At 71.3% G+C, this 24,297-nt stretch carries 22 protein-coding genes; 13 read left to right on the top strand and 9 right to left on the bottom strand.

Translation table 11 applies throughout. The annotated features are described in order from the left end of the window. Positions 1 to 110 precede the first annotated feature (110 nt). On the top strand, positions 111 to 1,073 hold the full coding sequence (meaB, locus tag T328_RS32230; protein ID WP_496499781.1) for a methylmalonyl Co-A mutase-associated GTPase MeaB: 963 nt from the start codon (positions 111 to 113) through the stop codon (positions 1,071 to 1,073). Positions 1,074 to 1,132: 59 nt separating this feature from the next. On the opposite strand, the gene T328_RS32225 is transcribed toward meaB, so the two are convergent. The 3 genes from T328_RS32225 to T328_RS32215 are packed head-to-tail and all read right to left on the bottom strand — an operon-like array spanning position 1,133 to position 3,146. Further along, on the bottom strand, positions 1,133 to 1,861 hold the full coding sequence (locus T328_RS32225) for an AIM24 family protein (protein ID WP_496499780.1): 729 nt from the start codon (positions 1,859 to 1,861) through the stop codon (positions 1,133 to 1,135). Then, positions 1,858 to 2,508: an AIM24 family protein gene (locus tag T328_RS32220; protein ID WP_496499779.1), complete on the bottom strand. Its 651-nt coding sequence runs from the start codon at positions 2,506 to 2,508 to the stop codon at positions 1,858 to 1,860. The genes T328_RS32225 and T328_RS32220 overlap by 4 nt, the downstream gene beginning before the upstream one ends. Further along, the gene (locus tag T328_RS32215) at positions 2,508 to 3,146 is read right to left on the bottom strand and encodes an AIM24 family protein (protein WP_496499778.1); all 639 of its coding nucleotides are present in this window, start codon (positions 3,144 to 3,146) and stop codon (positions 2,508 to 2,510) included. The genes T328_RS32220 and T328_RS32215 overlap by 1 nt, the downstream gene beginning before the upstream one ends. 130 nt (positions 3,147 to 3,276) lie before the next feature. On the opposite strand from T328_RS32215, the gene T328_RS32210 reads away from it, so the two are divergent. The 3 genes from T328_RS32210 to glxA all read left to right on the top strand — a co-directional run bounded on the left by T328_RS32210 (position 3,277) and on the right by glxA (position 7,596). Beyond that, positions 3,277 to 3,621, top strand: a complete 345-nt coding sequence (locus tag T328_RS32210) for a DUF3817 domain-containing protein (RefSeq protein WP_496499777.1) — start codon at positions 3,277 to 3,279, stop codon at positions 3,619 to 3,621. A 129-nt stretch (positions 3,622 to 3,750) separates the two neighbouring features. Beyond that, a complete protein-coding gene (locus tag T328_RS32205) occupies positions 3,751 to 5,652 on the top strand; it encodes a glycosyltransferase family 2 protein (RefSeq protein ID WP_496499776.1) in 1,902 nt (633 codons plus the stop codon). Positions 5,653 to 5,655: 3 nt separating this feature from the next. Continuing rightward, entirely contained in the window at positions 5,656 to 7,596 is a 1,941-nt protein-coding gene (glxA, locus tag T328_RS32200; protein ID WP_496499775.1) for a radical copper oxidase GlxA, read from the top strand. Positions 7,597 to 7,695: 99 nt separating this feature from the next. Here glxA and T328_RS32195 read toward each other — a convergent pair whose 3' ends face one another. Beyond that, positions 7,696 to 8,700, bottom strand: coding sequence for a glycoside hydrolase family 6 protein (locus T328_RS32195; RefSeq protein WP_496499774.1), 1,005 nt, complete (start codon positions 8,698 to 8,700; stop codon positions 7,696 to 7,698). Between the two features lie 121 nt (positions 8,701 to 8,821). After that, positions 8,822 to 9,820 carry an ArsR/SmtB family transcription factor gene (locus tag T328_RS32190; protein ID WP_496499773.1) on the bottom strand — a complete coding sequence of 333 codons (999 nt, stop codon included), beginning with the start codon at positions 9,818 to 9,820 and terminating at the stop codon, positions 8,822 to 8,824. A gap of 90 nt (positions 9,821 to 9,910) precedes the next feature. Here T328_RS32190 and T328_RS32185 point away from each other — a divergent pair, with 90 nt between their 5' ends. Together T328_RS32185 and T328_RS32180 are read left to right on the top strand one after the other, a co-directional pair. After that, entirely contained in the window at positions 9,911 to 11,242 is a 1,332-nt protein-coding gene (locus T328_RS32185) for an MFS transporter (RefSeq protein WP_496499772.1), read from the top strand. 21 nt (positions 11,243 to 11,263) lie between these two features. Next, positions 11,264 to 11,770: a MarR family winged helix-turn-helix transcriptional regulator gene (locus T328_RS32180; protein WP_496499771.1), complete on the top strand. Its 507-nt coding sequence runs from the start codon at positions 11,264 to 11,266 to the stop codon at positions 11,768 to 11,770. 30 nt (positions 11,771 to 11,800) lie between these two features. On the opposite strand, the gene T328_RS32175 is transcribed toward T328_RS32180, so the two are convergent. Continuing rightward, positions 11,801 to 12,148: a DUF3817 domain-containing protein gene (locus T328_RS32175; protein WP_496499770.1), complete on the bottom strand. Its 348-nt coding sequence runs from the start codon at positions 12,146 to 12,148 to the stop codon at positions 11,801 to 11,803. 149 nt (positions 12,149 to 12,297) lie between these two features. On the opposite strand from T328_RS32175, the gene icmA reads away from it, so the two are divergent. The 5 genes from icmA to T328_RS32150 all read left to right on the top strand — a co-directional run bounded on the left by icmA (position 12,298) and on the right by T328_RS32150 (position 18,200). Then, entirely contained in the window at positions 12,298 to 14,007 is a 1,710-nt protein-coding gene (icmA, locus tag T328_RS32170) for a coenzyme B12-dependent isobutyryl-CoA mutase large subunit (protein ID WP_496499769.1), read from the top strand. Between the two features lie 181 nt (positions 14,008 to 14,188). Continuing rightward, positions 14,189 to 15,175, top strand: coding sequence for a tetratricopeptide repeat protein (locus T328_RS32165; protein ID WP_496499768.1), 987 nt, complete (start codon positions 14,189 to 14,191; stop codon positions 15,173 to 15,175). Between the two features lie 469 nt (positions 15,176 to 15,644). Next, positions 15,645 to 16,274, top strand: coding sequence for a DUF6230 family protein (locus tag T328_RS32160; protein ID WP_496499767.1), 630 nt, complete (start codon positions 15,645 to 15,647; stop codon positions 16,272 to 16,274). Positions 16,275 to 16,363: 89 nt separating this feature from the next. Next, positions 16,364 to 16,900: a DUF6114 domain-containing protein gene (locus T328_RS32155; protein ID WP_496499766.1), complete on the top strand. Its 537-nt coding sequence runs from the start codon at positions 16,364 to 16,366 to the stop codon at positions 16,898 to 16,900. Further along, the gene (locus tag T328_RS32150; RefSeq protein WP_496499765.1) at positions 16,887 to 18,200 is read left to right on the top strand and encodes a hypothetical protein; all 1,314 of its coding nucleotides are present in this window, start codon (positions 16,887 to 16,889) and stop codon (positions 18,198 to 18,200) included. Before T328_RS32155 ends, T328_RS32150 begins: the two co-directional genes overlap by 14 nt. A 15-nt stretch (positions 18,201 to 18,215) precedes the next feature. On the opposite strand, the gene pyk is transcribed toward T328_RS32150, so the two are convergent. Then, on the bottom strand, positions 18,216 to 19,640 hold the full coding sequence (gene pyk / locus T328_RS32145) for a pyruvate kinase (RefSeq protein WP_496499764.1): 1,425 nt from the start codon (positions 19,638 to 19,640) through the stop codon (positions 18,216 to 18,218). A gap of 218 nt (positions 19,641 to 19,858) precedes the next feature. On the opposite strand from pyk, the gene T328_RS32140 reads away from it, so the two are divergent. Next, positions 19,859 to 20,722, top strand: a complete 864-nt coding sequence (locus T328_RS32140; RefSeq protein ID WP_496499828.1) for an IS5 family transposase — start codon at positions 19,859 to 19,861, stop codon at positions 20,720 to 20,722. Here T328_RS32140 and T328_RS32135 read toward each other — a convergent pair. Together T328_RS32135 and T328_RS32130 are read right to left on the bottom strand one after the other, a co-directional pair. After that, entirely contained in the window at positions 20,685 to 21,266 is a 582-nt protein-coding gene (locus T328_RS32135; RefSeq protein ID WP_496499763.1) for a hypothetical protein, read from the bottom strand. The two genes, T328_RS32140 and T328_RS32135, sit on opposite strands and share 38 nt — an antisense overlap. Positions 21,267 to 21,354: 88 nt before the next feature. Continuing rightward, positions 21,355 to 21,639 (bottom strand): hypothetical protein, encoded by a 285-nt coding sequence (locus T328_RS32130; RefSeq protein ID WP_496499762.1) that lies wholly within the window; start codon positions 21,637 to 21,639, stop codon positions 21,355 to 21,357. Positions 21,640 to 22,775: 1,136 nt separating this feature from the next. Between T328_RS32130 and T328_RS32125 the strand changes: the two genes are divergently transcribed. After that, the gene (locus T328_RS32125; protein ID WP_496499761.1) at positions 22,776 to 24,098 is read left to right on the top strand and encodes a hypothetical protein; all 1,323 of its coding nucleotides are present in this window, start codon (positions 22,776 to 22,778) and stop codon (positions 24,096 to 24,098) included. Positions 24,099 to 24,297 lie beyond the last annotated feature (199 nt).

Raw genomic sequence — 24,297 nt, 5'->3', positions numbered from 1 at the left:
GCAGCCCCCCGGGGTTTGCGCCGTAGGCGCGCGGGGGCCGGGGCGCAGCCCCGGGTTGGGGTAAGGGCGGGGTAGGGGAACAACCGTACGGACGCAAGGAGCGAGCACACATGCCACCCGTCGACGTAGCCGCGCTCGTGGCCGCCGCCCGCGAGGGCGCCCCGCGGGCCGTCGCCCGGCTCATCACCCTGGTCGAGGGCGCGTCGCCGCAGCTGCGCGAGGTGATGGCCGCCCTCGCCCCGCTGGCCGGCCGGGCCTACGTCGTAGGGCTCACCGGCTCGCCCGGCGTCGGCAAGTCCACGTCCACCTCCGCCCTGGTCAGCGCGTACCGCAAGCGCGGCAAGCGGGTCGGGGTGCTGGCCGTCGACCCCTCCTCGCCGTTCTCCGGCGGGGCGCTGCTCGGCGACCGGGTGCGGATGGGCGAGCACGCCACCGACCCCGGCGTCTACATCCGCTCCATGGCCACCCGCGGCCACCTCGGCGGGCTGGCCTGGTCCGCGCCGCAGGCAATCCGCGTGCTGGGCGCCGCCGGCTGCGACGTGGTGCTGGTGGAGACCGTCGGCGTCGGGCAGTCGGAGGTGGACGTCGCCGGGCAGGCCGACACCTGCGTGGTGCTGCTGGCGCCCGGCATGGGTGACGGCATCCAGGCGGCCAAGGCCGGGATCCTGGAGATCGGCGACGTGTACGTGGTCAACAAGGCCGACCGCGACGGCGCGGACGCCACCGCCCGCGAGCTCAACCACATGCTCGGCCTCGGCGAGGCCCGCGCCCCGGGCGACTGGCGCCCGCCCATCGTCAAGACCGTCGCCGCCCGCGACGAGGGCACCGACGACGTCGTCGAGGCGCTGGAGAAGCACCGGGCCTGGATGGAGGAGCACGGCGTGCTCGGCGAGCGGCGGCTGCGGCGGGCAGCCGCGGAGGTCGAGACGATCGCGGTGACCGCGCTGCGCGAGCGCATGGCCGACTTGCACGGCGACCGCCGGCTGTCGGCGCTCGCGGAGCGGATCACGGCGGGGGAGCTGGACCCGTACGCCGCCGCGGACGAACTGCTGGAAGGGCTCACCGGGGGCTGAGAACGTACGGCATACGGGGTACGGACCGGGGGCCCGGCCCGTACCCCGTACGCGAACCGCTACCTGCCGAACCCCGGGGGACCCGCCTGGCCGACCCCGCCCGGCACGCCCTGCTGATGCGGCACGGCACCCGTCGCCAGCCCGGCCTGCATCGTCTCTGTCGACTGCAGCAGCACCTGCCCGGCCCCGGTGAACTGGAACTGGTGCTCCTCGCCGGATGCGCCGCCGATGCCGGTCATGGCACGGATCCCGCCGAGGAGGCCCCGCATGTAGCCGTGGTCGTAGTGGTGGCACGGCGAGGGGCAGTCGGCCCAGCCCACCAGCGCCTGCGGGTCGACCCGGATCGGCGGCTCGACGAAGACGACGGCGCCGTTGGAGACGGCGACGAACTTGCCGGTGCCGATCAGCGTCAGGAAGCCCGGCACGATCGACTGCTTCAGCTCCAGCCCCGGTTCGAAGGCCAGCAGGTTCCCGGAGCGGATCGTGAGATTGCCGTCGTCCAGGTCGTAGGAGTTGACGTCGAACGCCCGGTCCGCGAGCAGCATCATGCCGCTGCCCTGCGCCACCACCCAGTCCGCGGCGTGCAGCGGCGAGTGGAAACTGCCGGCGACGAGGCCCTCGAACGCCCCGTGGCCGACGCCGTTGAAGGAGATCTGCCCGTAGTAGGCGATCATCTTCCCCTTCTGCACGAACCACTGGCCGTTCAGCGCCACGCTGAAGGCGTACGGGTGGACGTTGTCGTTCTGCGGCAGCGTCTGGGCGTCGTGGACGACGGGTCCGGCGGTCAAAGCTTCTCCTCCGATGCCTGCACGTACACCGTGCCGTTGCCCGACAGCTCCAGCTGGAACGCCTCGCCGGAGCCGCGCCCCACCATGTCGCGCCAGCCGAGCGCGGTGGAGAGCTTGTTCTGCACCTGGCCGCGGTGCGCCACGTACGCCTGCGGGTCGACGTGCACCGGCCGCTGCGGGGTGATCGGCAGCTCCAGCACCCCGCCGTGGGCCATCACCGCCACCGCGCCGTGCCCGGCGAGGGTGGTGGTGAACAGGCCCTGGCCGGTGACCTGGCCGCGGACCATGCCCATGACGCCGCCCTGCGAGCCCATGAACATCGTGCCCTGCTGCAGTGAGCCGTCGAAGGCCAGCAGCCGGTCCGCCTCCACGTAGAGGGTGTCGCCGGTCATCTCGACGACGTGCACCTCGTGGCCGCCGTGCCCGAACATCACGGTGCCCGAGCCCTCGACGGTCATCAGCGGCGTCGCCTCGTTCGCCACCCGGCGGCCGATCATCGACGTCAGCCCGCCCTGGCCGCCCTGGATGTTGGGCGTGAAGCTGACCTGCCCGGTGTAGGCGAGCATCGCCCCCCGCTGGCTGTACATCGTCTGGCCGGGCGTCACCTGCGCCTCGGCGATCTTCGAATTGAGCATGCGAAACGGCATCACACCGCACCCCCCACCGTGTTGCGCTCGCTGGGCTGTACGTAGACCAGCCCGTCGCCCTCGAAGCGGATCTGGAACGCCTCGCCGCCGCCCTCGCCTATCAGGGTGCGGAACGTCGCGCCGGACTGGAAGTGCTGCTGGACCCGGCCCGTGTGCGCGACGTACGCGCCCGGGTCGACGACCAGCGGCATGTGCGGCGAGACCCGCAGGACCACCGCGGGCCCGTCGGACATGATCGCCGCCTGGCCGGTGCCCTCCACGGTCGTGGTGAACAGCCCGGTGCCGGTGCTCGCGCCGCGCATCCCGGTGAAGCTCGTCCCCGTCTTCAGCCCGCCGTCGGTCGCCAGCAGGTTGCTGGACTCCACGTACAGCTTGTCGGCCTGTAGGCCGACCAGGTTGATCACGCTGGCCCGGTCGGCGAAGTAGCAGGTGCCCTGCCCCTTCACCTCCATCAGCTCCATCTGCTCGCCGGTCAGCCGGCGTGTCACCATCCCCCGTATACCCTCGCCGCCCCCCGTGAGCTTCTTGAACGCCATCTGGCCGTCGTAGGCGACCATCGAGCCGTTCTTGGCCTTCACCGCGTCGCCGGCCATGTCCACGGCCAGCACCTTGCTGCCTTGTAGTCGAAACTGAGCCACGGGCCGACGCTAGTCGCTCGGCCGCCCCTCCCGGAAGGCCGGGTATGGGCGGCTGACACAATGGGGTCCAGTTTGCCCGGGGAGATCCCCCCGGTTCCCGGACGATCCGAAGGCTGTTCCCATGCGCCCCGTGGACATCGAAACCGCATCCGCCCTCCGCCGGCTCCGGCTGATCTCCGTGCCCGAGGCGGTCTCGTTCCTGCTGCTGCTCCTGTGCTCCGTGCTCAAGCGGACGACGGACTTCGACGCGGTGCCGGTGATGGGCATGATCCACGGGCTCCTCTTCATCGGGTACGTGCTCTTCCTCGCCGACTCCTGGAACCGCACCCGCTGGCCGGTCAAGCGTGCGGCGCTCTACTTCGTCCTCGCCGTGCTGCCCGCCGGCGGCTTCGTCGCCGAGCGCATGCTGCGCCGCGAGGTGGCGGCCGGGATCACCGCCGAGCGCGCCGGCCGGGAGGGCGTCGTCGGCGCCTGACCGCCGCCCGCCGGCCCGGCCGGTCCTTTCGCGGGCCGGAACCCCCCGCACGGCCCTCTCCGGTTCGACACGCAGTCAATTTCCGCCTTTGGTGGGATATATCGGCGTTGTCGTATCTGCGGAGGGATCGTGCGGCCGGAAGGCTATGACTACGAGAAGTTCAGCCGCCTCGCGGGGCCGCTGACGGATCCCGGTCCGTCCCGGCCCTACCGCGTGCGCTACACGCGCCTGCTCTCCCGCGAGCCGCACCGCGTCCGGGCGGTCCTGCTGATGGGGCTCGCGCCGCTGCTGTCCGGCGCCCTGCTGCTCTACCTGGTCTGGCCCTCGCACTGGACCGAGCGCACCGGCGCCCCGCCCTGGCTGCTCACCGCCGACGCGGTCATGCTCATATCGATCGGGCTGATCGAGACGTTCCGGTTGGTCAACGTCGTCTCCATCGCCCACGCCACGCTGGTCGCCCGGGATCCGGTCCCGGTCACCGCCGAGCCCGGGACCCGGGTCGCGTTCCTCACCACGTACGTGCCGGGCAAGGAGCCCATAGCCATGGTGCGCGCCACGCTCACCGGCGCGGTGGCGCTGCGGCACGACGGGCCGCTGGACGTCTGGCTGCTCGACGAGGGCGACGCCCCCGAGGCCCGGGCGCTCTGCGCGGAGCTGGGCGTACGGCACTTCAGCCGCAAGGGCGTGCCGCGCTGGAACGCCGCGGAGGGCCCGAACCGCGCGAAGACCAAGCACGGCAACTACAACGCCTGGCTGGAGGCGTACGGCGACTCCTACGACTTCTTCGCCTCCGTCGACACCGACCACGTGCCGCTGCCGAACTACCTGGAGCGGATGCTCGGCTACTTCCGCGACCCCGACGTCGCCTTCGTCGTCGGCCCGCAGGTGTACGGCAACTACGACACGGCCGTCACCAAGTTCGCGGAGAGCCAGCAGTACCTCTTCCACGCGCTGATCCAGCGCGCCGGCAACGCCTACGGCTCGCCGATGTTCGTCGGCACCAACAACGCCGTGCGCATCGCCGCGCTCCAGCAGATCGGCGGGCTGTACGACTCGATCACCGAGGACATGGCCACCGGCTTCGAGCTGCACCGCACCCGCAATCCGGCCACCGGCCGGCACTGGTCGTCGGTCTACACCCCGGACGTGCTGGCCGTCGGCGAGGGGCCCACCTCCTGGACCGACTTCTTCACCCAGCAGCTGCGCTGGTCGCGCGGCACGTACGAGACGCTCATCCGCCAGTACGGGCGCGGCAAGGGGCGCTTTCCGATCCGGCGGCTCCTCAACTACTCGCTGATGCTCGTCTACTACCCGATGACCGCGGTCACCTGGTTCCTCGGCGCGCTCAGCTGCACCCTCTTCCTCTGGCTCGGCTCCTCCGGCACCCAGGTACCGGCCTCGATCTGGCTGATGCTCTACAGCGACGCCGCCGCCCTGCAGATCGGCCTGTACCTGTGGAACCGGCGGCACAACGTGTCGCCGCACGAGCCCGAGGGCTCCGGCGGCCTGGCCGGGATGCTGATGTCGGCGATGTCGGCGCCGATCTACTTCACCTCCTTCAGGGCGGCGGTGCTGCGCCGGCCGTGCCGGTTCGTGGTGACGCCCAAGGGCGGCGACGCGAGCCCCGACCGGGCGGCGACGTTCCGCATCCACCTGTTCTGGGCGGGGCTGCTCGCGGCGTCGTTCCTGGCGTCTCTCGTCCTGGGCCACACGCACGTCGCGATGCGCACCTGGACGGTGCTCGGGGTGTGCCTCGCGCTCGCGCCGGCCGCGATCTGGGTCGGGTCCGCGTGGCGGCTGCGCCGTACGCACCGCCGCGAGGACGCGCGGCGCCGGGAGGCCGTGGCCGCCGCCGCTGCCGTACGCGGCCGGGCCAGGGCGCTGGCGAGGCTGTGGAAGCCGGCCGGGGTGGCCGAGGGCGCGAGCGCGGCCCGGCCCGCGCCGGCGGCCACCGGGGCCACCGCGGCCCCGGCCGGCGCCGCCGCCCCGGCCACCACGGCGACGAGTCCGGCGACGACGAGCGGGAGCTGATCCATGGGGAACCGGCCCGGCAAGCGGTTCAAGCGGTTCAAGAAGACGGCGATGGGCACGGGCGTGGTCGTGCTGCTGGCGGGGCTCAACGCCCCCGCGGCCATAGGCTTCGCCGAGAAGCAGTACCACCAGTACCGAATATCCCGGCCCGAGTACACGGCGAAGTACGGCTCCTGGCAGCTGCAGGACACCCCGGACTCGTACCGCCTCAACGCGATCCACGCCACGCTGCTGCACACCGGCAAGGTGCTGCTCATCGCCGGCTCCGGCAACGACGAGAAGCAGTTCGACGCGGGTACGTTCCGCACCATCCTGTGGGACCCGGAGAAGAACAGCTACGAGGAGATCCCCACCCCCGCCGACCTGTTCTGCGCCGGCCACACCCAACTCGCCGACGGCCGGCTGCTGGTCGCCGGCGGCACCGCGCGCTACGAGCTGCTCGACGGCGACATCGAGCGCGCCGGCGGCCGGATGCTGGTGAAGAACGAGAACCCGGACAAGCCGGTGACCCTCAAGAAGGGCACCGGCTTCATATCCCCCTCCGGCCTCGTCTACCGCACCACCGCCAAGGCCACCGTCCCGGCCGCGCGGAAGAAGACGCCCAAGCGCGGCAAGGCGGTCGTCACCGCCGCCGAGGCCAACGTCTTCGTCGAGGCGGAGGCGGACGGCCGCGGCTACGTCCAGGACCGGCAGGCGCAGTACACCGTCGAGGGCCTGACGGGCAGGGCCGCGGACAACGTCTACGGCCTGGCGCAGAAGCTCACCATGGAGAAGCAGGACTTCCAGGGGATCAAGGACACCTTCGAGTTCGACCCGGTGAAGGAGCGCTACGTCCGCGTCGACCCGATGGACAACGCCCGCTGGTACCCGACGCTCGTGACGCTGCCCGACGGCAAGGTCCTCTCGGTCTCCGGCCTCGACGAGTCCGGTGAGATCCTCTACGGCGACAACGAGATCTACGACCCGGAGACCAAGAAGTGGTCCACGGCGCCGGACCGCTACTTCCCGACGTACCCGGCGCTCTTCCTCACCAAGGGCGGCAAGCTCTTCTACTCCGGTGCCAACGCCGGCTACGGCCCGGCCGACCGCGGCCGCAGGCCCGGTATCTGGGACCTCGACGACAACTCCTTCACCACCGTGCCCGGCCTGACCGACCCCGACCAGCTGGAGACCGCCGGCTCGCTGCTGCTGCCGCCCGCCCAGGACCAGAAGGTCATGGTGCTTGGCGGCGGCGGGGTAGGGGAGTCGGCGAAGTCGACGCCGCGCACCGCCGTCATCGACCTGACGAAGGACGCGCCGGCGTACGAGGACGGCCCCGCGCTGCCGCAGGGCACCCGCTACCTCAACAGCGTCATCTTGCCGGACGACTTGGTCTTCACCACCGGCGGTTCGGCGGACTACCGCGGGCGCGGCGCCAGCGACATCAAGAAGGCCCAGTTCTACGACCCTCGCACCAACTCGTTCACCCCCGCCGCCGATCCGTCGGTGGGCCGCAACTACCACTCCGAGGCCGTGCTGCTGCCCGACGGCCGGGTCGCCACCTTCGGCTCCGACTCGCTCTTCGGCGACAAGGCCAACACCCGGCCGGGCACCTTCGAGCAGCGCATCGAGGTCTTCTCGCCGCCGTACCTGCACCGGGGCGACGACGGGGAGCGGCTGACGATCGGCGCGGGGCCGAAGGCGCCGGGGCGCGGCAAGGAGGCGACGTACGAGGTCGAGGGGGCCGAGCGGGTGGTGAAGGCGCGGCTGATGCGGCCGGGTTCCGTCACCCACGTCACGGACGTCGAGCAGCGCTCGATCCAGCTGGACGTGCGGAAGGGCGACGGGAGGGTGACGGTGACCGTGCCGGAGGACCCGGCGCTGGTGCCGCCGGGCTGGTACATGCTCTTCGTCGCCGACGGCAGGGGCGTGCCGTCCGAGGCGAAGTGGGTGCACGTGCCGTGACAAGCCCGCCGGCGGGGCCGCCGCCCCTCGGCCCCGCCGGCGTACCGGGGCGGTGCCGCGGCGCGTACGGGATGTGGGCCTGCCCGTACGCGACGGGGCTCAGCTCGCGCGGCGGGCCAGGCCCAGGGCGTAGTCCGGCCACCACGCGCCGGCCTTGGGCCCGCCGCGGCACGGCCCGTCCGACTCGCCGGGGCGCTTGACCCACAGGAAGGCGTCGGCCAGCTCGTCGCCCGTCCGCGTCGTCGGCGGCTCGCCGAGCGCCCGCCCCGGCGGGTTGCACCACACGTCGTCGGGCGCGCCGTTCAGCGGTCCGTTGCCGTTGCGGCTGGTGTCGATGACGAAGTGGGCGTCGTCGAGCAGCCCGGAGAGGCGGCGGCCGTAGGCGAGCTGTTCGTCGGTGCGCCGGAAGTTGGAGACGTTGAGCGCGAAGCCGTCGGCCTCGGCGACGCCGGCCCGCCACATCGCGCGGGCCAGCTTCTCGGGGTCCTCGATCCAGGCGGAGTTCCCGGCGTCGAGGTAGACCTTGACGCCCGGGTGCCGCTTGAGCCGGGCGATGGCCCCGGAGATCAGCCCGTAGCGCTCCTCGTGCAGCTCCGGCGGGGTGCAGCCGTCCACGATGTGCGGGACGGCGTCCGGCTCCAGGATCACCAGTGCCTCGGCGTCGCCGATGTTGTCGGCGAAGGCGCCGATCCACCGCTCGTACGCGGCGGCGTCGGCGGCGCCGCCCGCGGAGTGCTGGCCGCAGTCGCGGTGCGGGATGTTGTACGCCACGAGCACGGCGGTACGGCCGGCGGCCACGGCGCCGCGCACAGCCGCGCGCACGTCGGCGCCGGGGTCGTGGTCGCCGGTGGGCCACTCGGCGACCGGGCGGCTCGCGATCCGCTCCAGCAGCTCGGCGTCCTCCGCCCGCCCCTGCCGCCGCCACTCGCGCACCTGGCGGACGGCCGGGGAGCCGGGGTCCACCCAGAACGGCGACTTCGCCACCGAGGCCGGGTGCGCGGGCCCGCCGCCGCGCGGGCCGGATCCGTCCCCGTCCCCGGACGAGCAGCCGAGCAGTACGCCGAGGAGCAGGACGCCGGCGAGCGTACGGATCCGCGCTGACATCCACTTCTCCCGCGGCAGGCGATCGAACAGAACCCGTCGATCGTGACATAGCGGAACTTTCCCCCAGGAACGCCGCGCCCGCGCGGCGGGCGCCCACGGGCCGGAGGCGTCCGGATGGGCGTCAGCCGCCCACCGCCAGGGCGACGCCGAGCGGCGTGCGCTCGTACAGCACCCGGTGGCGCTCGCGCCGGGCGGTCAGCAGGCCCGCCGCCTTCAGCACGGACAGGTGCGCGGAGACCGAGGACGGGGCCAGGCCCAGGCGGCGGGCCAGCGCGGAGGTGGAGGCCGGCTCGTCGAGCGCGGTGAGGACGGCGGCCCGGCCGCCGCCGAGCAGCCGCGCGAGCGCCTGCCGCACCGCGTCCGGGCCGCCGTCGTCCGCCCAGAGCGTGCCGACGCCGCGGGCGGGGTAGATGACGGTGGGCTGCCAGGGCGGCTGGAAGCCGGTGACCACGTCGGGCCAGGCGAAGACGCTGGGCATCAGCAGCAGTCCGTCGCCGGCGAGGTCGCGCTCGTAGCGGTAGCGGTCCTTCGTCGTCACGGTCAGCATGCCGTCCTCGTACGACAGGCGCTGGTGCAGCAGCGCGAACAGCTCCTCCAGGCCCGCGGACGCCAACTGCCGGGCGCGGTAGTCGATGTCCGCCTGGAGCAGGTCGTGCAGCCGCGGCCAGAACGGCTCGACCAGCGTGTGCCAGGCCCGCTCCGTGACGTCGGCCAGCAGCGCTATCGCGGCGGCCGGGTCGTCGAGGAGCTTGCGGCCGAGGGGGGACTCGGCGGCGCCGGGGATGGTGTCCAGGGAGAACGACATCTCGGCGTGCGCCAGCGCCGGGTCGGTGGCGCGCAGCTGGGCCAGACCGTCGGCGACCGGGGTGTACGCCGCCTGCGGCGGGCCGCCGAGGAAGTCGGGGGTGTACCCGGGCCCGGCGTGCGGCATGAAGATCCACAGCGGTTCGAGGTCGAGCCCGGCGGCGGCGTCGCCGAGCCGGCGGAGCCACGTCCGGTGGTAGCCGTGGCGCGCGGTGCGGCGCAGTGTCCGTATCGCCTCGTGCGTCTCGAAGACCGGGGAGACGGCGAAGCGGCAGCGGAGCAGGTCGTCGGGGCCGAAGCGCATGTACACCGGCATGTGCGACCCCCTTGCTGAAGTGCCGGCCCGGTGATTCGGCCGGTGCCGAAAGACTACGGCCCGGCACCGACAGCGGGCCACGTTCCGGTGATGAGCGACACCACAGCCCCGGACGGCACGGCCGCACCCGTGCCCGCGGCCCTGCCGTCCGGACCGGGCGACGCACCCGCCCCCGCCGCCGCCGGCCCGCGCGCCCGCTACGCCGACGTCTTCCGCGTCCGCGAGTTCCGCTTCGTCTTCGCCGCCCACGTCATGTCGATCCTCGGCGAGGTCGTCGCGGCCATCGCGCTGACCGTCCTCGTCTACGACCGCACCGGCTCCCCGCTGCTGAGCGCGCTGACCCTCGGCGTCGGCATGCTGCCGTACCTCGTCGGTGGCACCCTGCTCTCCTCCATCGCCGACCGCCTCCCCGCCCGCCGGGTGCTGGTGACCTGCGACCTGCTCGCCGCCGTCTGCTTCGCGCTGATGGTGCTCCCGGGGATGCCCGTCGCCGCGCTGCTGGCGCTGCGGTGCGTGGCCGGCGTCATCTCGCCGGTCTTCACCGGCACCCGGATCGCCACGCTGGCCGACATCCTCGGCACCGGCGACCGGTTCGTCCTCGGCCGCTCCGTCATCCGGCTCACCGCGCAGGCGGCGCAGCTCGTCGGCTTCGCCCTCGGCGGGCTGCTGGCGGCGTTCTCCCCGCGCGCCACGCTGACGGTGACGGCCCTGGGCATGCTCGGCTCCGCGCTGGTGCTGCGCTTCGGCACCCGTGCCCGCCCGGCGCGTACCGCCGCCGGCGCCGGGGGCGCGCCCGGCCGTGCGGGCACCGTCGGCGCGTCGCTCGCCGCCGCCGGCACGTTCCTGCGCGACCGCCGCATCCGCGCGCTGATGCTGCTCACCTGGATCCCGCCGACCTTCGTCGTCGCCCCCGAGGCGCTGGCCGCGGCGTACGCCGACGAACTGGGCATCGGCGCCCTCGGGCTCGGCCTGCTCATGACCGGCATGCCGATCGGCGCGGTCACCAGCGAGATCCTCGCCGGCTCGCTGCTCGGCCCGCGCGGCCGGGAGCGGATCGTCTTCCCGGTGGCGGTGCTGTGCACGGTCCCGGCGATCGGCTTCGTGACGCACCCCTCCTTCGGCTGGGCGCTGCCGCTGCTGGTGCTGACCGGCTTCGGCATCTCCTACTCGCTCGGCCTCGACCAGTGGTTCGTCGCCGCCGTGCCCGAGGAGATGCGCGGCCGGGCGATGACGCTGCAGACCGCGGGGCTGATGACGCTGCAGGGCGTGGGCATGGGCGCGGCGGGCGCGGTCGCCGAGTTCGTGCCCGTGCACCTGGCCGTCGCCGCCGTCGGGACGACGGGCACGCTGTGCTCGCTGCTCGTCTGCCTGGAGGTGCGCCGGACCCGACCGAAGCGTGAGACCGGGCTGACCGCGAATTGACCGGGGGGTAGGGTCGGCGACGTGCCGAAGCCGCTGAGCCTGTCGTTCGATCCCATCGCGCGCGCCGACGAACTGTGGCGCCAGCGCTGGGGAGCCGTTCCCGCCATGGGGGCGATCACTTCGGTGATGCGCGCCCACCAGATCCTGCTGGGGCAGGTCGACGCCGTCGTCAAGCCGTACGGGCTGACCTTCGCCCGCTACGAGGCACTGGTGCTGCTCACCTTCTCCAAGGCCGGCGAGCTGCCGATGTCCAAGATCGGCGAGCGGTTGATGGTGCACCCGACATCGGTGACGAACACCATCGACCGGCTGGTGAAGTCCGGCTACGTGGCCAAGCGCCCCAACCCCGACGACGGCCGCGGCACGCTCGCGTCGATCACGGACCGGGGCCGCGAGATCGTCGAGCGGGCCACGCGCGACCTGATGGCGATGGACTTCGGGCTGAGCGCGTACGACGAGCAGGAGTGCGCGGACATCTTCGCGATGCTGCGCCCGCTGCGGATAGCCGCCGGCGACTTCGAGCAGTAGCCCGCGCGGGCCCCGTGCCCACGCCTCTGTCTACGCCTCTGCCTCCGCCACCGCCGGCTTGCCGTCGGCGGTGACCAGCGGCTCGACCTCCCGGCTGACCTTCCGCTCGACGAAGAACGCCGCGGTCGGCACCGTGCCGGCGAGCAGCACCCAGACCTGCTTGCCGACGGGGAACTTCGCCTGGGAGCCGAGCTGGAAGGCGAACACCAGGTAGAGGATGTACAGCCAGCCGTGGGCGATGCCCACGGCCTGCGTGAATCCGTCCGCGCCGGAGACGTCCAGGGCGTACTTGCCGATCATGCCGAGACAGAGCAGGACCAGGAGCACGCCGGTCACGTACGCCATCGTGCGGTAGCGGGTGAGGACGCTCTTCTTCATGACACCGAGCGTAAACCCAGCGCCGGACACTCCGTGACCACCCCCGCCCCGGCCGCGGATTGCGCGGGCGCGCCGGGGGCATGCGATGCTTAGTAGGACGTCCTAGTAAGTGCGCCGCGCGATCCGCGCGCACAGGGAGGCGGTACGGCATGGACGCTGGTGCCAACAGGGCCATCGAAGACGGCCGGCGCCGCTGGCAGGCGCGTTACGACGCGGCCCGCAAGCGCGACGCGGACTTCACCACGATCTCGGGCGACGACGTCGACCCGGTCTACGGCCCGCGCCCCGGGGACGTCTACGACGGCTTCGAACGCATCGGCTGGCCCGGCGAGTTCCCGTACACCCGCGGCCTGTACGCCACCGGCTACCGCGGCCGTACGTGGACGATCCGCCAGTTCGCCGGCTTCGGCAACGCCGAGCAGACCAACGAGCGCTACAAGCTCATCCTCGGCCACGGCGGCGGCGGACTGTCCGTCGCGTTCGACATGCCCACCCTCATGGGCCGCGACTCCGACGACCCGCACGCGCTGGGCGAGGTCGGGCACTGCGGCGTGGCCATCGACTCCGCCACCGACATGGAGCTGCTGTTCCGCGGCATCCCGCTGGGCGGCATCACCACCTCGATGACGATCAGCGGCCCGGCCGTCCCGGTCTTCTGCATGTACCTCGTCGCGGCCGAGCGGCAGGGCGTGGACCCCGGCGTGCTCAACGGCACGCTGCAGACGGACATCTTCAAGGAGTACATCGCGCAGAAGGAGTGGCTCTTCCAGCCCGAGCCGCACCTGCGCCTCATCGGCGACCTGATGGAGTACTGCGCCGCGCACATCCCGGCGTACAAGCCGCTGTCCGTCTCCGGCTACCACATCCGCGAGGCCGGCTCGACCGCCGCGCAGGAGCTGGCGTACACCCTCGCCGACGGCTTCGGCTACGTGGAGCTGGGCCTGTCCCGCGGGCTCGACGTCGACGCCTTCGCCCCCGGCCTGTCCTTCTTCTTCGACTCCCACGTCGACTTCTTCGAGGAGATCGCCAAGTTCCGCGCCGCCCGCCGCATCTGGGCCCGCTGGCTGCGCGACGTGTACGGCGCTCGCAGCGAGAAGGCGCAGTGGCTGCGCTTCCACACCCAGACCGCGGGCGTGTCGCTGACCGCCCAGCAGCCGTACAACAACGTGGTGCGCACCGCAGTCGAGGCGCTGGCCGCGGTCCTCGGCGGCACCAACTCGCTGCACACCAACGCCCTCGACGAGACCCTGGCGCTGCCCAGCGAGCGGGCCGCGGAGATCGCGCTGCGCACCCAGCAGGTGCTGATGGACGAGACCGGCGTGGCCAACGTCGCCGACCCCCTCGGCGGCTCCTGGTACGTCGAGCAGCTCACCGACCGGATCGAGGCCGACGCGGAGAAGATCTTCGAGCAGATCCGCGAGCGCGGCCGGCGCGCCCACCCCGACGGGCAGCACCCCGTCGGGCCGATCACGTCCGGCATTCTGCGCGGCATCGAGGACGGCTGGTTCACCGGCGAGATCGCGGAGTCCGCCTTCCGCTACCAGCGGGCGCTGGAGAAGGGTGACAAGAAGATCGTCGGCGTCAACTCCCACACCGGCTCCGTCACCGGCGACCTGGAGATCCTGCGGGTCAGCCACGAGGTGGAGCGCGAGCAGGTGCGCGCGCTCGGCGCCCGCAAGGACGCCCGCGACGACGCCCGGGTGCGCGCCGCGCTGGACGGCATGCTGACGGCGGCCCGGGACGGCGGCAACATGATCGAGCCGATGCTGGCGGCGGTACGGGCCGAGGCCACGCTCGGCGAGATCTGCGACGCGCTGCGCGCGGAGTGGGGCGTCTACACCGAGCCGGCGGCCTTCTGACCTGCATGAACGTACGGGCGTGGGGGAGCGGGGGCATCCGGCGAGGACGGACGTGCGCGCCTTCTCCTCGCCCCCGTGACGGCACCGAATCCGCCCGGGACGACCCCTTCCGGGCGGGTTCAGCGATCCAACGGCGGCCCGCCCGTTCATGGGACCGCGCGAAGGGGGGAGGATAGGGCGTATGCAGCCACGCAACATGTCTATGAGCGGAGCGGTCGACCTGGCCGCGGTGAAGGCGGCCGCGGAGGCCAAGGAGAAGGCGGAGGCGGCCCGCGCCCAGGCCGCCCGTGACGGGGTGCCCGCGCCCGGCGCCGGTGCGCTGGTCATCGACGTCGACGAGGCCGGCTTCCAGCAGGACGTCCTGCAGCGCTCCACCGAGGTCCCGGTCGTCATCGACTTCTGGGCCGAGTGGTGCCAGCCGTGTAAGCAGCTCAGCCCGCTGCTGGACCGGCTGGCGCAGGAGTACGCCGGCCGGTTCGTGCTGGCCAAGATCGACGTGGACGCGAACCAGGCGCTCTTCCAGCAGTTCGGCGTCCAGTCCATCCCCGCGGTCTTCGCCGTCGTCGGCGGGCAGGCCATCCCGCTGTTCCAGGGCGCCGCCCCCGAGCCGCAGATCCGCCAGGTGCTGGACGAGCTGGTCAAGGTCGCCGAGCAGCAGTTCGGCATCGTCGGGCAGCCGGTCGCCGGTGACGCCGCCGAGGGCGGCGAGGAGGGCGCGGGTGAGCGGCAGGCGCCGGAGGACCCGGCGGGCCCGTACGACAGCGCGCTGGCCGCGGCCGGGGACGCGCTGGACCGGGGCGACCTCGGCGGCGCGATCCAGGCGTACCAGAACGTGCTGTCCGACGACCCGGGCAACGTGGAGGCCAAGCTGGGCCTGGCGCAGGCGGAGTTGCTGCGGCGCGTCGAGGGGCTCGACCCCGCCGCCGTACGCAAGGAGGCGGCGGACAACCCCGCGGACGTGCAGGCGCAGATCCGGGTCGCCGACCTGGACCTGGTGGGCGGGCACGTCGAGGACGCGTTCGGCCGGCTGGTCGACACGGTGGCGCGGACCGCGGGCGAGGACCGGCAGGCCGCGCGGGTGCGGCTGTTGGAGCTGTTCGAGGTGGTGGGTGGCGACGACCCGCGGGTGGTGGCGGGGCGGCAGGCGCTGGCCCGCGTGCTGTTCTGACCAGCGCTCGACGCAGAGTGACAGCCCCTGCCGCTTTGCCAAGAATTGACTGGGGGCAGGGCTGTTACTCGCAGTAGCTTATGACGTCGGCCGATGACCATTTTTGTCGTGCTTTCTCGTGGAGTACGGCCGCGATAAGCGGCAACCCAGGGTGCCGGATCCGGCCAACACGGCCGGATCTGCGCCCCCCTCGCGTTACCCGTTGGTAGCGAACCCCCTTGTGCGCCCCCCTTCCGATGGACCACGATCGCCATCCGGACAGGGGGGTTCCCCGTTCCCGCGGAGCGTGTGCGCGGAACGGAGCCTGTCCGGACAACCAGTCGCCCGGGGGTGATCGCCCCGTCCGACGTAGCGCGTCCGCCCCGCATTCCCGGACCGCAGAGCCGCGCCCGTGTGCGCGTGCGGATCCCCCTCGCTCCCGAGGTCCGGCCCACGGGTTCAGGACGTACGTCCCAGAAGGAGGAAAGGCATGGAGTCCCAGGCACGTGGCGGGACCAGGTGGAAGCGGTTCGCCGTGGTCATGGTGCCGAGCCTGGCGGCGACCGCCGCGATCGGCGTGGCGCTGAGCCAGGGCGCGCTGGCGGCGTCGTTCAGCGTGTCGGGCCAGGAGTTCAAGGTCACGGCCGACCGCCTGGAGGGCACCGGCTTCGTCCAGTACGGGGGCGTCGACAGCGGTCACGACCTGAACGGCGACGAGGCCACCCGGCCGGTCGCGATATCCGCGTTCAGGGACGCGAAGATCAACGGCATGTGCCAGTCCGTCGTCACGCCCGACGTCCCGCTGCTCGGCTCGATCAGCCTGGTGCTGAAGGCGGGCGACGACAAGCCGGTGGAGGCCAAGAACCTCTACATCGACATTGCGCAGCTCGACGCCGACGCGACGTTCACGAACATCAACATCGGTGTGGCCGCCGGGTCCAGCACCAAGGGGCCGGGCATCGGCAAGGGCGACAAGGCGAACCCGAACGGGTTCGCGCAGGAGGCCGACAAGGCCGTCCTCACCGATGTGAAGCAGACCGCCTGGGCCACCAGCGCGGGCACCTTCAAGCTGAGCGGGCTCAGCATGAAGCTGCACAAGGGCGTCAAGGAATGCTTCTGACCACGCACTCGGTCGGCGGGGAGGCGTTCACCGCTCCCCGCCGCCGCCCCTCTGACTGAACCGCACCGCCGTACCGGGGAGCTTTATTCATGAGCGCCGAGTTGCCGGACCTGCTGCACCGCCTGAACACCTGGCGGCTGCGATTCCGCGCCTGGCGCGGCTCCCGTCCGTTCTGGGCGGGCCTGCTGACCATCGCGGGCGGCGTGCCGATCGGCGCGCTGCCGTACTACAACATCAAGCTCGGCAACCTCAGCCTGCAGATGGCCACGCAGGCGGGGGCCGGCGGCCTGATCATCGGCGTGCTGTTGGTGACCCTCGGGCTGACCATGTGGTTCCACGGCGTCGTGCGGGTGTTCGCGGGCGTCGCCTCCATCGTGCTGGCGCTGGTGTCGATACCGGTGTCCAACTTCGGCGGCCTGCTGGTGGGTTTCCTGCTGTCGCTGGTCGGGGGCGCGCTGGCCGTCTCGTGGGTTCCGGGAGAGCCGCCGGCGGAGGACGCCGACGTGTCCGACGCCGCGGACGACGCGTCGGAGGAGACGGGGTCCGGGAGGAGAGCGGACGCCGGTGACGACGGCGTGGACGTACTGGAGGACCTGGGCGGCGGGAGGCACCGTGCGGCCGGATGACCACACGGGCGCGATACGCCGGGGGCCGCGGCACGCGGCCCCGCGCAGGCCGCTGCTCGGCCGGGTGCCGGCGGGCAAGGCGATGGCCCTGGCCGCCATGCCCACCGCGGTCTTTCTGGGCCTCGGGCTCACCCCGCGGCCGGCGATCGCCGAGGACGACCCGGCCGACCGCTGGCGGCCGGGGCCGTGCGCGGAGCAGTCGGACGAGCCGAAGGACGAGGAGTCCGCGGACGGCGCGGACACCGGCGCCGCCGGGGACGGGGAGTCGGCGGAGCCGGGTGCCGAGCCGTCACCGAGTCCGTCGGCGACGGCGGGCGGGTCGGCGGCGGAGCGGCCGGACGACGGCGACGCGGACGGCTCGGGCTCCGGTTCGGGGTCGGGCGGTGCGTCCGGCGGCGGCGGGTCCGACGCGGGCGGGGCGGCGGATACCGGGGAGGCGGAGCCGAGTCCTTCGCCGTCGGAGTCCCACCCCTGGTACGACCCGCTGGGCCTCGGCGACAAGCTGGGCGACCTCGTCGACCCGGACGAGCCCGAAGCCGAGCCCGCGCCGGAGCCCGAGCCGTCCGACGGCTCCGGTGACGCCGACTCCGGCTCAGGTTCCGGCGCGGCCGGTTCCGAAGGCGACGCCGGCTCCGGCGCCGCGCCGGGCGACGCGCAGGACGAGACCGAGAAGGCCATCCGCGACGCCGCCGACGAGGCCGGCGCCACCGTAGAAGAGCTGGACGACAAGGTCAGGGACACGGCCGAGGACCCCGCCGACGAGACCCCGGACACCGGTGCCGGTGACGACGCCACGGGCGCCGACGGCAAGAAGCCCTTCCCCTGCCCGACCGCCGACCCCGAGGCCCTCGCGAACGCCGAACTGGAGCCCGGGCTGCCGCTGCTGCCCGACGACCCCTGGCGGCTGGAGAGCACCAAGCTCACGCTCAAGGGGCTGAAGTACCACGGCATCGTCGAGGTGAGGACCTACAGCGGTGCGGTCAAGAAGGTGCTGAAGTACACCGCGGCCGACGGGGTGGACATCCGCGACCTGCACCAGACCGTCGTCGGACCCGGCAGGAACACCTCGCACGTACGGTCCGACAAGGGCAGCACCTCCACGATCCGCGACGGCACGGTGACCATGTACACCGAGGAGCTGAAGGGCAACCTCTTCGGGCTGATCCCGATGACGTTCAGCCCGGAGAGCCCGCCGCCGCTGGACCTGCCGTTCGCGTTCTTCACCGACGTCCAGGTCGTCCAGGCCGGTCAGTTCGGCGGCACCCTCACCGTGCCGGGCCTGCGGAACACCATCGAATGACGCCGGCGGCTCCGCTCAGCGCTCGCCGCCCAGGTGGTGCACGCGCACCATGTTCGTGGTGCCCGCCACCCCGGGCGGCGACCCGGCGGTCATGACCATCGTGTCGCCCTCGTGGAAGCGGCCCATCTTCAGCAGCTCGGCGTCCACCAGGTCGACCATCGCGTCGGTGTTGTCCACCTGCGGCACGAGCACCGGCTCCACGCCCCAGCTCAGACAGAGCTGGTTGCGCGTGCTCTCCAGCGTGGTGAAGGCCAGGATCGGCTGGCACGCGCGGTAGCGCGACAGCCGCCGCGCGGTGTCCCCGGACTGGGTGAACGCCGCGAGCGTCTCGGCGCCCAGGAAGTCCGCGATCTCGCACGCGGCCCGGGCCACCGAACCGCCCTGCGTACGCGGCTTCCTGCCCGGCACCAGCGGCTGCAGCCCGCGCGAGAGCAACTCGTCCTCGGCCGCCGTGACGATCCGCGACATCGTCTTGACCGTCTCGATCGGGTACTTGCCGACCGACGACTCCGCCGACAGCATCACCGCGTCCGTACCGTCCAGGATCGCGTTCGCGACGTCGGACGCCTCGGCGCGCGTCGGCCGCGACGAACTGATCATCGACTCCATCATCTGGGTCGCCACGATCACCGGCTTGGCGTTGCGGCGGCACATCTCGATCAGCCGCTTCTGCACCATCGGCACCTTCTCCAGCGGGTACTCCACCGCCAGGTCGCCGCGGGCCACCATCACGCCGTCGAAGGCGAGGACGATCTCCTCCATGTGGTCGATCGCCTGCGGCTTCTCCACCTTGGCGATCACCGGCACCCGCCGCCCGGCCTCGTCCATCACCCGGTGCACGTCGCCGACGTCGCGGGCGTCGCGGACGAAGGAGAGTGCGACCATGTCGCAGCCCATGCGCAGCGCGAAGCGCAGGTCGTCCACGTCCTTCTCGGACAGCGCCGGCACGTTCACCGCCACCCCCGGCAGGTTGATGCCCTTGTGGTCGGAGACGACGCCGCCCTCGATGACCATCGTGCGCACCTCGGGGCCGCGTACCTCCAGGACCTCCAGCGCCACCGCGCCGTCGTTGACGAGGATGCGCTCTCCCGGCGAGACGTCCGCGGGCAGGCCCTTGTACGTGGTGCCGCAGATGGACCGGTCGCCGGGCACGTCCTCGGTGGTGATGGTGAACTCGTCGCCGCGCAGCAGCTCCACGGGGCCCTCGGCGAAGGTCCCCAGCCGGATCTTGGGGCCCTGCAGGTCGGCCAGCACGCCGATGGGCCGCCCGGTCTCCTCGGCGGCCTTGCGCAGCCGGTCGTAGCGCTCCTGGTGCTCGGCCTGGGTGCCGTGGCTCATGTTGAAGCGGGCCACGGACATGCCGGCCTCGATCAGCGCTTTGAGCTGCTCGAAGGAGTCGACGGCGGGGCCCAGGGTGCAGACGATTTTTGCTCGGCGCATGGCGGCATCCTATCGGTTTGTTCTCAGAAGTCGTTGTCCTATCGGTCTTGAGTGCGGTGTGATCGAAAGTGGCTGCCGGGGCGGGTGAGTCTGGTCGTGTCCGTGCATGAGGACAGGGCCTCTGGTGCAGTTCGGAGTTGCTGAGACGCCGATCGCACCCGGAGGCCCTGTTGTCTATGTTGTACGCGGTCGAGGGCGGGGATATCAACTCGTCGGTTGTGTCGTGCGATTGTCTCGCTCACCGGTTCGGGAACGCAGCCGATCAGCCCGGCCGGGCGCCGTCGTACAGCACGGATCTGACGGATGCCGAGTGGCGGGAGATCCGTCCTCTGCTACCGGTGCCGGCGTGGCTGGAGGGCCGGGGCGGACGTCCAGAGGGCTACTGTCACCGCCAGATGCTCGATGCCGTCTTCTACGTCCTGGACAACGGGATCAAGTGGCGGGCGATGCCGGTGGACTTCCCCGCCTGGGACCGGGTCTACGCCTTCTTCCGCCGATGGCGGGAGACCGGGCTGATCGCCGAGTTCCACGACCGGCTGCGCGGGAAGGTCCGCGAGGCGGCCGGGCGGGAGGGGGAGCCGACGGCTGCGGTCATCGACTCGCAGTCCGTGAAGGCCGACGCGGTCGTCGGCGCCGGCAGCCGGGGCTACGACGGAGGCAAGAAGATCAACGGCAGGCGGCGGCACCTGATCTGCGACACGATCGGCCTGCTGCTGATGATCAACGTGACCGCGGGCGACGTCACCGACCGCCAGGCGGCCACCGACATGCTGCCCGCCCTGCGCGAGCGCTTCCCCACGGTCACCAGACTGTGGGCCGACGGCGGCTACACCGGAACCCTGATCACCTGGGCCCTGGCCGTGCTGCACCTGGTCGTCACCGTGATCAAACGCAGCGACGACACCTCCGGCTTCGTCGTACTCCCGCGCCGATGGGTAGTGGAACGCACCTTTGGCCGGCTGCTCCGCTCGCGCCGGCTGGCCCGCGACTACGAGCGGCGGTGTGACTCCAGCAAGGCGATGATCCTGTGGTCAATGACCATGCTCATAACCCGCCGCCTCGCAGCCCCGGCACGAGGGTGAACCGCCCTGACGGGTCCTTGACCAGCCACCCCCTTTCCGCCATCCGGCCCGCCTTCGACCGGACACCTTCGATCTTCGCCGGTACCCGCTCCAGGCCGAGCGCCGAAACAATCTCCCCGCAGGCCAACGCCGCCGGAGAGGCGGCCAGAACCCGGACGATCCGCTGGTAGTCCGGCGACAACGACGACACCCCGACGCCTTCACCCCTGACCGGCACCACCGACCCCGGCATCGCCCCGCCCTTCGGCACCGGCACCGGCACCGACGCCGACGCCGACGCCGACGCCGACGCCGGGGTCGGGGTCGGGGTCGGGGTCGGGGCAGTGTTCACCGTAACCGGCACGGCCGTCTTGCCGACATCAGCATCACCGCCCGGACCAGCGAGAACCTCGACGAGAACCTCCCGCGCAGTCACGCACCGTTCCCAGAGCAGCTCCGCGTCGCGCAGCTCGGCAAGGACCCGGTCCGCTTCCTCACGCAACACCTCAACCCGCTGCCGGGCACCCCGTTCCCGCTCCTCCAGCAACCCGACCACCGACGGCATCCCCGAACCTCCACGACCACGACGACACGACGTGTCCTGTCTGCCACGGAACCCACGACACCATGCCTGACCAGCAGAAAGTCAGCGATCAAGTACGGAAAGACAACAGCCTCTTAAGCGTGTTGTACACGAACTCGGCGGTTGACGCGGCGAACGCCAGCCCGGTCGCGACGCCGCTGAGTGCTTTCTGGAGGGCTGGATTCTGATTCCCGACCGCGGCAGCCGCCGTATTGAGCGCGGCGGAAACGAGCTTGACGACGTTCGCCCCCAGTTTCGTCTTGTCGAGGCCCTCTTCTGTGTTGTGGTTGATGACCTGCTCGTAGATCTCATAGCAAGCTTTGATGGATTGTGCCGCGATGCCGGCAGTGGTCACGTGCTGGCTCGCCCCCCCCTGTGAAGGGAGCGATGCCCTGCAGGGCGGTGGGGCCAAGGTCTGCAATCGCCAGCATGAACCTTCGGATGCGTAACTGCCACGAATTACTGTCCGGGGAGGGCTCTTCAAGGGTCCCGCCCATGTCGTCGACGCGAGCAGCCGAGTAACTCTGGCCGGTTTGCGGGACGTGCAGGCTGGAGACGGCGCCCGGAGGAGGCTCGGGTACGTCCTCCGGGATCGGCGCGTGCGACGGCGCGATGGTTACGCCCTGAGGACCGTGCGCCACCCTCACCGAAACAAAAGTGCCGGATCTTGCGGTGTGCCAGGATTCCCCGGTGTCGGAACGGGCCGGGACTGGCCGAGGAGGCGGCGGTACGGTCATATCAGCCTTTCTTCGCGGCGGGCAGCCGGTCGCACGACGGGAGAGTGCTCCGGCATGGACGGCAGCACTGCCGACCGATGCGCAGTCTGCGCTAAGGCACCACGTGTCCGCCGCCTCTTCGGTTCATCGGGCCGGCTGGCGATCGGGCCGCCTGCCTGGCACGGTCAGCGGTACTCGGGGCTGGGGAAACCGGGGTGAAGCCCCATGTCCCAGCCGGTGCGCTGGTTGCCGTGCTGGCCGGGCTCGACGGTTCAGTGCGGTATCCGCTCGTGCCGTACGGGCCTGAGGCTTCGCGGCGCCAGAAAGTTCGTAGGCCGGTCGGTCACCCCCCATGAAGGCGGGCGCTGCCGGCAGCTCCACCGCGACCGCACCTGCCTGCAGGCACCCGGGGAACGCGCCTTCACCCGCCTCACGTCCCGGCACACCATGCGGCAAGCACGCCGCCCCCCGACGCATCAGCCGCACCACCCAAGCCGTCCACACCCTGCTGACCTGCAACTACTCAGGATGAAAGAGATCCACCCGGTCGATGGACACACCCTTCCCCGGTCACCGACATCGAGGACGTCAAGCCGCGCACACTGCCGACGTACAGAGTTGAACCCGGCGACGACGGGATCCGTGGTGTGGAGCGCGTGGCCGCTGCCGCAACGCTGACCAAGGGGGCGCCAGAGCAGAAGAGACGACACCCCACAAGGCAACAGGGGCGGCAGGGCACCCCCTCACAGCCCGACCCCAACTCCAAGGAGAACACATGCCAAGAGAGGAATGGTTCAGAGACGAAATTGTGCGCGCTCTGAACACGTGGGCAAATTCCAAACTGCCGATGACGGCGTTCGTGACGCGCCAAGAAGAATTCCACGAATCTCTGAACCTAAAGGGCAAGATACCCCGCAGTTCCCTCCGCGAATGGATGGAGGCCGCACTGAAGGACCCGGATAGTTTTCCCGGCCTGGACGAGGAGGAGGTTCGGGCGGCGCATGCTCGCTCTCGTAAACCCAGCTTGGAAGAATGGGTGAGCGAAGTAAATGCGTGGGCTGCATCCGGTTTAAATAAGGCGCAATTCGTCAAGCAGCGTAACGGCGAAAACCCGGAATGGTCATACACAGCTAAGAGCCTGAGTACATGGGTGAATAAGGCGCTGGTGAACCCGAGCTGGTTTTCCCGAGCGGACTGGGAGAAGCTGCAAGAAGCGCATGAACGCGATCGTAAACGCACTCCACAAGAGAGGGTGGACGAAATAAATGCGTGGGCTGCATCCGGATTTAATCAAGCGGAATTCGTCGGCCGGAATCCGGAAAAGACATACACCGCCGAGAGCCTGGGTAAGTGGGTAAGGGAGGTGCTGGAGAACCCGAACCTGTTTCCCAGAGTGGACCTGGAAAGGCTGAAAAAAGCGTATACTCGCTTCGGTCAGCCCGCTCAGGTGCGTGCTTCGCTTGGTGGGTCTGGGTCGGACCTGCCGCAGCAGGGGGGTTCGTATCTGCCGGAGATCGCCGCTGCGAAGATCTATGGGGAATACTTGCAGCTCCGGCAGGACTGGCCGGAGCTGCCTCGCGGGGTGCGGATCGCCATCCGCCCGGAGGGCGCCGACCAGTCGCCCGACCTCGGTGCGATCGTCGTGCGCCTGAACCCGTCGGGCCAGACGGACGGCTGGCCCGGGACATCGCAGCCGCCGGAGTTCCTGGCCGACCCGGGGCTCGACCTCGACGACCCCCACGTCATCGCTGCCCTCAGCCGGGCAGGAGTGAACGACGCCATGTACACCGAAGCCTGGTACATGCACCGCGACTTCAGGCACGCGAAATTCGGCCTTGACCCCCGCGGTCAGCCGACGGCACCCACCCTCTATCCCTCAGCCTTCGCAGACCGGTCCGGCGCCAGCACCCAGCCACAGGCCGCATACCCCACCATGCCCCAGGGCACGGGAAACCTGCTCACCACCGGCGCAGCCACCGCCCACCTCCCCGGGCCCTACCCCCACCACAGCCACCACCAGCAGCAAGGCGCACCCAGCGCGACTCGACCCGCAGGGGGCCACACCTCCGCCGCGGGGCAGCGAAACGTAGCAAAGTGAACAACCAGAACAAGGACGCAAACAACGTCGAGAAAACGTCAGTGACAGACGACACCCCACAAGGCGACAGGGGCAGCGGGACACCCCCTCACAGCCCGACCCCAACTCCAAGGAGAACACATGCCAAAAGCATCAATGTCCGACGCCGAAATTGCGCGCGCTCTGCACACGTGGGCAAATTCCAACCTACCGCTGGCGG

The sequence above is a fragment of the Streptomyces sp. CNX435 genome (genome assembly GCF_059570575.1).
This window is presented reverse-complemented; position numbering and strand designations above follow the sequence as displayed.

Excerpts from the sequence above, each read along its gene's own strand:
- meaB (WP_496499781.1), top strand. The coding sequence starts at position 111 with ATGCCACCCGTCGACGTAGCCGCGCTCGTGGCCGCCGCCCGCGAGGGC.
- T328_RS32220 (WP_496499779.1), bottom strand. The coding sequence starts at position 2,508 with ATGCCGTTTCGCATGCTCAATTCGAAGATCGCCGAGGCGCAGGTGACG.
- glxA (WP_496499775.1), top strand. The coding sequence starts at position 5,656 with ATGGGGAACCGGCCCGGCAAGCGGTTCAAGCGGTTCAAGAAGACGGCG.
- T328_RS32195 (WP_496499774.1), bottom strand. The coding sequence starts at position 8,700 with ATGTCAGCGCGGATCCGTACGCTCGCCGGCGTCCTGCTCCTCGGCGTA.
- T328_RS32190 (WP_496499773.1), bottom strand. The coding sequence starts at position 9,820 with ATGCCGGTGTACATGCGCTTCGGCCCCGACGACCTGCTCCGCTGCCGC.
- T328_RS32185 (WP_496499772.1), top strand. The coding sequence starts at position 9,911 with ATGAGCGACACCACAGCCCCGGACGGCACGGCCGCACCCGTGCCCGCG.
- T328_RS32175 (WP_496499770.1), bottom strand. The coding sequence starts at position 12,148 with ATGAAGAAGAGCGTCCTCACCCGCTACCGCACGATGGCGTACGTGACC.
- icmA (WP_496499769.1), top strand. The coding sequence starts at position 12,298 with ATGGACGCTGGTGCCAACAGGGCCATCGAAGACGGCCGGCGCCGCTGG.
- T328_RS32165 (WP_496499768.1), top strand. The coding sequence starts at position 14,189 with ATGCAGCCACGCAACATGTCTATGAGCGGAGCGGTCGACCTGGCCGCG.
- T328_RS32160 (WP_496499767.1), top strand. The coding sequence starts at position 15,645 with ATGGAGTCCCAGGCACGTGGCGGGACCAGGTGGAAGCGGTTCGCCGTG.
- T328_RS32155 (WP_496499766.1), top strand. The coding sequence starts at position 16,364 with ATGAGCGCCGAGTTGCCGGACCTGCTGCACCGCCTGAACACCTGGCGG.
- pyk (WP_496499764.1), bottom strand. The coding sequence starts at position 19,640 with ATGCGCCGAGCAAAAATCGTCTGCACCCTGGGCCCCGCCGTCGACTCC.
- T328_RS32135 (WP_496499763.1), bottom strand. The coding sequence starts at position 21,266 with ATGCCGTCGGTGGTCGGGTTGCTGGAGGAGCGGGAACGGGGTGCCCGG.
- T328_RS32125 (WP_496499761.1), top strand. The coding sequence starts at position 22,776 with ATGCCAAGAGAGGAATGGTTCAGAGACGAAATTGTGCGCGCTCTGAAC.